This window comes from Mesorhizobium sp. ArgA1 (assembly GCF_053714375.1).
Genome location: NZ_JBSKBQ010000153.1, coordinates 1 through 389, shown reverse-complemented (window position 1 = coordinate 389; position 389 = coordinate 1). Strand labels below are relative to the sequence as shown.

At 64.0% G+C, this 389-nt stretch carries 1 pseudogene; it reads right to left on the bottom strand.

Going from position 1 to position 389, the window contains the following annotated elements:
* Positions 1–227: 227 nt before the first annotated feature.
* A pseudogene (locus tag ACWGTI_RS32780) lies at positions 228–389 on the bottom strand (ISKra4 family transposase); the annotation flags it as partial.

Below are 389 nucleotides of genomic sequence, written 5' to 3'. Positions count from 1 at the left end.
ATCCGCCCGGACGCGCCCGTTTGAGCCACCGTCGTTGAAGGCGGCGGCGTCAACGTGCATGGAAATGAGCGCTTACCTTCAAAGCGGCCGGATATGAGGCCTATTTATCGCGACACGCTTCGCTTTCGACTGCGCTTCCGGTCCCCACCTGCCGGCAACGGCAGCGCTGCGGTCTTGTCAACTCCCGCCGTCGACGGCGTCTGCAGGGAGCGGGAAAAAGGTGGGGGTTAAGCCGCCAGGGCAAGCTTGGCTTGTTTGAGGCGGCCGTCGGCAACCGCGGCCCGGACCTGAAGGACCCGGTGAGCGCCAATGGGAGACCAGCGCATCTGACGCTTCTTGTTCATGCGGGCATTGACGAGGCTGTTGGCGGCACTTTCGGCCGGAGAAGT